This is a genomic window from Enterobacter soli (assembly GCF_964208575.1).
GTDB lineage: Bacteria > Pseudomonadota > Gammaproteobacteria > Enterobacterales > Enterobacteriaceae > Enterobacter > Enterobacter soli_A.
In genome coordinates this window covers 44,098-50,761 of sequence record NZ_CAXOFU010000028.1, presented here as the reverse complement: position 1 = coordinate 50,761, position 6,664 = coordinate 44,098, and the positions used below count along the sequence as shown (strand labels likewise).

Annotated in this window: 6 protein-coding genes; 1 reads left to right on the top strand and 5 read right to left on the bottom strand. The window is 60.1% G+C overall.

The features are described 5' to 3' along the window. Positions 1 to 17 precede the first annotated feature (17 nt). The 4 genes from AB6V08_RS21475 to AB6V08_RS21460 form a co-directional block, all read right to left on the bottom strand. Positions 18 to 1,562 (bottom strand): xanthine permease, encoded by a 1,545-nt coding sequence (locus AB6V08_RS21475; RefSeq protein WP_368544818.1) that lies wholly within the window; start codon positions 1,560 to 1,562, stop codon positions 18 to 20. An 11-nt stretch (positions 1,563 to 1,573) separates the two neighbouring features. Beyond that, positions 1,574 to 2,989, bottom strand: a complete 1,416-nt coding sequence (locus AB6V08_RS21470) for a DUF1116 domain-containing protein (RefSeq protein ID WP_368544817.1) — start codon at positions 2,987 to 2,989, stop codon at positions 1,574 to 1,576. Further along, positions 2,989 to 4,530: an acyl-CoA synthetase FdrA gene (gene fdrA, locus AB6V08_RS21465; RefSeq protein WP_368544816.1), complete on the bottom strand. Its 1,542-nt coding sequence runs from the start codon at positions 4,528 to 4,530 to the stop codon at positions 2,989 to 2,991. Before fdrA ends, AB6V08_RS21470 begins: the two co-directional genes overlap by 1 nt. Before the next feature lie 106 nt (positions 4,531 to 4,636). Continuing rightward, a complete protein-coding gene (locus AB6V08_RS21460; protein ID WP_368544815.1) occupies positions 4,637 to 5,242 on the bottom strand; it encodes an ankyrin repeat domain-containing protein in 606 nt (201 codons plus the stop codon). A gap of 321 nt (positions 5,243 to 5,563) precedes the next feature. On the opposite strand from AB6V08_RS21460, the gene AB6V08_RS21455 reads away from it, so the two are divergent. Next, positions 5,564 to 6,493 (top strand): LysR substrate-binding domain-containing protein, encoded by a 930-nt coding sequence (locus AB6V08_RS21455; RefSeq protein WP_368544814.1) that lies wholly within the window; start codon positions 5,564 to 5,566, stop codon positions 6,491 to 6,493. On the opposite strand, the gene AB6V08_RS21450 is transcribed toward AB6V08_RS21455, so the two are convergent. Then, complete coding sequence (locus tag AB6V08_RS21450) at positions 6,490 to 6,648, bottom strand: YqaE/Pmp3 family membrane protein (RefSeq protein ID WP_014884952.1); 159 nt, start codon at positions 6,646 to 6,648, stop codon at positions 6,490 to 6,492. The two genes, AB6V08_RS21455 and AB6V08_RS21450, sit on opposite strands and share 4 nt — an antisense overlap. Positions 6,649 to 6,664 lie beyond the last annotated feature (16 nt).

Here is a 6,664-nt window from a genome sequence, read left to right as displayed (position 1 = left end):
GTGAGGGCATCAGGCTTTCAGGACTCAGAAACCGGCGCTCTTGCGCTCGCCGTTTCGCGGCTATCGATAAAATGCTTCACCACAAACATGCCGCCCATCATCAGATACGCCGTCACGAACGTCAGCGAACTGCCTTCGGCGAAGCCCACCACCGGGGCGTGGATCACGCCGAACAGCGCCAGCACGGCACCGCCAGCGGCTGCCACCGCACCGCGCAGGGGTTTGTTGATGATGGCGAAGATCGCGATACAGCCCCAGAGCATGCTGGCGAGCGGCGCGCCGTTACCCAGATGCACAAGCCCCTCGTAGTAGATGCCTTTGCCGTGCAGCACGTCGGTGCCGATCTTCGCCGCGCTGGTGCCCGCCGCCCCCATCACGCTGTTCATCATGGTCAGCGCCCAGTTGGCGATCCACGGGAACAGACAGATGAAAATGACGGGCACCTCCACTTTGGGCGTTTCCCTCACCACCTGGTTGGCGGTGACCACGCCGATAAACACCAGGATCGGCACGATGGCGGTCATCGGAATGATGGCGAGCATAAACGCCCCCAGGCCGAACAGCGGCACGATGAACATGGTCACGCCGGAGGCCAGCGTGTAGCCGATGCTCGCCCCCATCGCTTTCCAGCCCGCGTGGCCGACGTAGACCGTCACCGGGAACGGGTTGCCCATCAGGCAGCCGAGCATCGACGCCAGACCGTTCGCCAGCATCACCTTGCGGGTCGGGTATTCATCCCCCGCCGCGTGGGCGCTTTCGATGTTCTCCAGGTCAAAGATGTAGTTCGCCAGCCCCAGCGGCACGGCGGAGGCCAGATACGGCAGGGCGTGCGGCAGCCCCTGCATAAAGCTGTCGATATGCACCCCAGGCGGGTTAAAGCCGAACGACGACATCGAAGCCCTGATCGCCTCCGGGCTTTGCAGGCCGGAGATCCACGCCAGCGCCGTTCCCGCAATCAGCAGCAGCAGGCCGGTCGGGATGCGGGCGAAGATCGGCTTTTTGCCAAACCAGTTGATGAAGATCAGCAGCAGCACGATGAACGACACGGTCGGCGCTTCGAACGCCTGGAGCATCGGGTTCATCGCCAGCAGCAGCAGGCCGAGGCCGGACAGGCACGACAGCAGCACGGTGCGCGGGATCATCTTGCGGATGGTTTCCCCGAGGAATGACCCGCCCGCGAGGATCATCGCCTCCACGAAGCACCACACCAGGCCAATCTGGATGGCGAAGTCAGCGTCGCCCGTCTGCTGATAGACCGGCATCAGCACCAGAAAGGTGACGGTGAAAATCGACGGCGCGCTCGGGCCGGACGGCAGCGCGGTGACGTCCGTTCGCCCGGTCGCGCGGGCCATTTGCAGGCCAAACCACGCGTAGCACACGCTCGCCACCAGTACCGCCAGCCCGAAGGCCGGCGCGATGCGTCCATAAACAATCTCCTTCGGGATGCCGACGACAAAAATGAGCAGCCCCATCATGGTCAGCAAATTGGTCAGGTTGTTGGTCATCAACCCGAAATATGCCGCCCAGTCACCTCTTTTCCACTCCAGTTTCATGCTTTTCATGGATGCTTACCTTATAGGAAGTAGCGATCGCGGAAGGTCAACAGCGCCTTTTCAAAACAGCTAAACGGCGGGTGAACGATGCCCGCCCCAATCATGCCGATGCCCGCGTCTTTGTGGGCAATGGCGGTGTTGATCACCGGCAGAATGCCGCTGCCCGCGACTTTGGTGATGTCGATAGCGGTCGGGATACCCATAAACGAGAGCAGCGGAATGGTGACGTTCGGATTTTCACCGAGGGTGATTTCGCGCATCTGGCGGGAGAAGTCGATGGCTTCCTCCACCGTGCCGCCCACCAGCGCCACAATCGCCGGCGCCGTCGCCATCGCAAACCCGCCGATGCCGTAGGTTTCGGTGATGGCGCTGTCGCCGATATCCAGCCCGGAGTCTTCCGGCTTATAGCCCGCGAACATCGGGCCAATCACCTGCTGCGCCGGGCCGGTGAACCACTGCCCCGGCAGGCCGGAGATGCGCAGGCCGAACTCGTAGCCGTTGCGCGCCATCGTCGTGACCACGGTGCTGTACTCGATGCCGTGGGCGGCATCCAGCGCGGCTTTGCACATCGCCATCCACGTCGGGCCGGAGAAGTAGTCGCTGCTGGCGACAAACTCAAACACCTCGCGCTGCTGCTCCACCGGGTAACCCGCCTGGATCAGGCCCGGCGTTAACGCCTGAATAAGCAGCGTGGTGCCCGCGTTGTTGCGGTTGTGGCACTCGTCGCCCATGTGCAGCGCCTGGGCCAGCATCAGGCGCAGGTCGATTTCGCCGATAATTTTCATCGCGTCGCGCAGCATCGGGCCGAGCACGTCGCGCATCCAGTTCAGACGGTCGATCACGCTCTGGTCGTTGGCGCCCATGCGCAGGATCTTCGCCATCTGCTCGCTGAGGTTGGTGAACGCGCGGTTGCCGTAGGTTTTGTTCTCCACGATGTGCATAAACATCGACGCGGAGGTGACGCCCGCCATTGATCCCACGCAGTCGTGCTCGTGGCACGGCGAGAAGGTGATGTCGCCTGAGGCCGCCAGACGCGCCGCGTCGTCCAGGTCTTTCGCGAGCCCTTCAAACACCAGCGCCCCGGTCACCGCCCCCTTCATTGCCCCGCACATGTTTTCCCACGCGACGGGCGGGCCCGCGTGCAGAATGGTGGTGCGGGTCATGCCCGGCACGACGTTGATGGCCTGCTCGAAGCCCACCAGCACCGGATGGGACTGGATAATGCGCTCAAGGGCAATCTGGTTGGCGGCAGCGATTTTCTCCGCCAGCGGTTTTTCCGCCAGCTGGTCGAGGGCGTCGACCACCTGCATATTGCCCTGCCCCGGCGGCGTCCAGTCGAGCTGGGTCACGGGAACATGCTGTTTTTTCAGGTCGTAACTGAACATGGCAATGCCGACGTTGATGACGTTCAGCGGCTGGTTAAATAACGTCGTCATTATGCTTTCTCCCCTTTGCAGACAAATTCGCGCGCCAGTAAACCGGTATTGGTACTGCTGCTGGCCCAAATCACGCCGGCATCCGTCAGCAGCTGGCACTGCTGAGAGAGCGACGGCGCATCCTGGTCGGTGCCGAGCACGTAGCCGAGGATCGCCAGCGGGCGGTTGTCGGCTTTAGCAATGGCCTGCGCCTCCCTGATGGCGTCGATCATCACGCCTACCGGATCCTCGTGCGCGCCGAAGCCGAGCACGAAGTCCATCACAATCACCCCCACTTCCGGATCGCGCGCTTCCTGCAGCAGGCGGCTGATGCGGTTGGTCGGGTCGATCATCGGATGCGGCCTGCCGTTGGTGAAATCGTCATCGCCAAAATCAAGGAAGGTGTGGGCCCGGCTGACGTTGATATCCGCCAGACGCCTGGCGGGATCCGGCTGGATGTTGCTGTAAACGTCGTCGAACTTTTCCAGCGCGGCGAACATCGCTTCGTCGCACAGGGTGCCGCCGCAGAACAGGCCGCGAATGTACTTCTGCTGCGGGGTCAGGAAGGCGCGCACCTCTTCGATCAGCGGCCAGTTGAGCGGGTGAAGGTCGAGGGACTCTTTTTTGATCCCGGTGAGCAGCACCGACTTCAGCGCCGCCTCTTTGGTGCCCCGGGCAAACTGCAGACCGTCTTCGTCGGCGGGCGGCTGGTTGCGACCGAGGAAGCAGGCGATAACCGGTTTACGGCAGGCGCGGGCGCGGGCCAGCACCTTTTCGGCCACCGCCGGCGCCGGGGGCTTGGAGATAAGGGCAATCACCTGCGTGGCGTCGTCCGCTTCCAGCATGTCGATGGCGTCGAGCATCATCAGGCCGCCGATCTTCTCGCTGAGATCGCGCCCGCCGGTGCCGATCAGCTGCGACACGCCGCCGCCGAACTCGTGAATGCGCACGCTCAGCTCCTGGCTGCCGGTGCCGGACGCCCCGACAATGCCAATCGACCCGCGACGCACCGCGTTGGCAAAGCACAGCCCCGCCCCGTTGATGATGGCGGTGCCGCAGTCCGGCCCCATCATCAGCAGCCCTTTTTCGTGCGCCAGCTGCTTCAGCGCCAGCTCGTCGTCCAGCGACACGTTGTCGGAAAAGAGCATCACGTTGAGATCGTTTTCCAGCGCCTGACGCGCTTCCCGGGCGGCGAAGGTGCCGTTCACCGAAATGACGGCCAGGTTGGCGTCCGGGCGATGGGTTTTGGCGCTGGCGAGGGTCGCGTAGCGCGCTTCATGGGAGCCTGCGCTCTCTTTACGCGTGAACAACGCTTCAATCGCCGCCAGGGTTTCGTCATTCGCCGCCTCGCCCTTAATGACGATCATCAGGTCGCCGTTTTTGGCGTCCTCTAATTCTGGCGTCAGCAGTCCGAGGTTTTTCAGTACGCCTTTATTCATTTCGGTCGCCATCGCCACAACGGCCTGCTCAACGCCCGGCAGTTTATTGGCTTTGGTGGACACCGACATTAGCGAAACCGAATCAAAATAGGTGTTCTTTTTTATGACGATTTTGGTGGGCATTATTTTCTCCTGAAAGCGGATAAAAGGGGGCCGCCACCGTGCAAAAGGCACGACGGTAAAAGGGTGTTGTGAATAACGACCAGCCCGGTCAGGCTGGCCGGTTTAATTACGCGCCCGCGGCCAGCAGCAGGTCAGCAATTTCGTGGAAGCCTTTTTCCCGCGCCAGTTCGAGAGGCGATTTACCGTATTTATCGGTCATGTGCGGGTTGGCACCGTTATCCAGCAGCAGCCTGACGATCGCCTGCTGCTTCGCGCCGCCGTCGTTTAATACGATGGCCTCCAGCAGCGGCGTCCAGCCGACAAAGTTGGTGTGGTTAACGTTGATATCGGTTTTTTCCAGCAGCTCACGCACGATCTCCACGTGCCCTTTTTCACTCGCAGGGGTAATCCCCACGCCGCCGAAGCGCGTCAGGCGGTCGAGATCGGGATTCGCCGGCAGCACCAGGCGCAGCAGGGTTAAATCGTTGGTCAGGCAGCTAATCAGGAAAGGGTTAAAACAGGTCTGATCCTGCTTATCAATATCCGCCCCGGCGGAAATTAAAAACTCAACGCAGGAATAGTGTTTATTCAGGCTGGCAATAGTAATGGCGGTTCTTTTCTGGCGGTTGGTGGCGTTAATATCCACCCCCTTTTCAAGGCAGGCCTTTAGCGCGCCGATATTCCCCTGCTCTGCCGCCAGCAGAAATTCAGTAACGAGTTCATTTGCAGACATATTCAGACTCCCGACGTTTCCATTTCTGATGACCTGAGAATAGCAACAGCCTGGTCATAAAAGAATCCGCTTAAAAATGATTCATCGACAGTCAATTCATTGTTGAGTTAAATTCAACAGTTCCGCTAAAACGTGCGTCCGTGCAACCTTTTTCTTATGTTTCACCGCGTTTTCGCCGTTTACGCTGCATTATGCTTATGTCTGGAGAAGCCTTGCCGGGCGCGGTTTTCAGCAAATATGCAGAACTGTGATCGGCTTCAAATGGGTTGTAACGGCGCTGTTAAAATATGTTCAAAACTGATGACCGCCAGGAGCCGTAATATGAATTCCATCTTTACCGAAGAGAATCTTCTGGCCTTCACCACCGCAGCGCGTTTCGGCAGCTTCAGCAAGGCCGCCAGCGAGCTCGGGGTGACGACCTCTGCCATCAGCTACACCATCAAACGCATGGAGACCGGGCTGGACGTGGTGCTGTTCGTGCGTAATACCCGCAGCATTGAGCTGACCGAGTCCGGCTTTTACTTTTACCGCAAAGCCACCGACCTGCTGAACGACTTTCACGCCATCAAGCGCGGGATTGATACCATCTCGCAGGGCATTGAGGCGCGGGTGCGTATCTGCATCAACCAGCTGTTATATACGCCGCGCCATACCGCCAGGCTGCTGCAGGTGCTGAAAAAGCAGTTTCCCACCTGCCAGATAACCGTCACCACCGAAGTGTATAACGGCGTGTGGGATTCCATCATCAACAACCAGGCCAATATCGCCATCGGTGCGCCGGACACGCTGCTCGACGGGGGCGGGATTGATTACACCGAGATCGGCGCGATCCGCTGGGTGTTCGCGATTGCGCCAGAGCACCCGCTGGCCTTTGCCCCGGAGCCGATTGCCGAAAGCCAGCTGCGCCTGTACCCGAACATCATGGTGGAAGACACCGCGCACACCATCAACAAGAAGGTCGGCTGGCTGCTGCACGGGCAGGAGGCGATTCTGGTGCCGGACTTTAACACCAAGTGCCAATGTCAGATCCTCGGCGAGGGGATTGGTTTTTTACCGGAATATATGGCGCGGGAGGCGGTGGAAGATGGCCTGCTGGTGACGCGGCGCATTAATAATCCGCGTCAGGATTCCCGCATGCTGCTTGCCACACAGCATGCGGCCACCGGTCAGGTCACGCGCTGGATCAAACAGCAGTTTGGCCCACAGGGCGTGCTGACCGGGATTTATAGCGATTTACTCTGGCGGGGCTAGCTTTTGGTCTGCACCCAGAAGGCGTGGATAAGACCGGGGATGTAGCCCAGTAAGGTGAGCAGGATGTTAAGAATGAACGCCCAGCCAAAACCTTTGCCAAGCAATACGCCAAGCGGCGGAAGAATGATCGTAAAGACGATTCGCCAAAAACCCATAAAGACTCCATGCTTG

Excerpts from the sequence above, each read along its gene's own strand:
- AB6V08_RS21475 (WP_368544818.1), bottom strand. The coding sequence starts at position 1,562 with ATGAAAAGCATGAAACTGGAGTGGAAAAGAGGTGACTGGGCGGCATAT.
- AB6V08_RS21470 (WP_368544817.1), bottom strand. The coding sequence starts at position 2,989 with ATGACGACGTTATTTAACCAGCCGCTGAACGTCATCAACGTCGGCATT.
- fdrA (WP_368544816.1), bottom strand. The coding sequence starts at position 4,530 with ATGCCCACCAAAATCGTCATAAAAAAGAACACCTATTTTGATTCGGTT.
- AB6V08_RS21460 (WP_368544815.1), bottom strand. The coding sequence starts at position 5,242 with ATGTCTGCAAATGAACTCGTTACTGAATTTCTGCTGGCGGCAGAGCAG.
- AB6V08_RS21455 (WP_368544814.1), top strand. The coding sequence starts at position 5,564 with ATGAATTCCATCTTTACCGAAGAGAATCTTCTGGCCTTCACCACCGCA.
- AB6V08_RS21450 (WP_014884952.1), bottom strand. The coding sequence starts at position 6,648 with ATGGGTTTTTGGCGAATCGTCTTTACGATCATTCTTCCGCCGCTTGGC.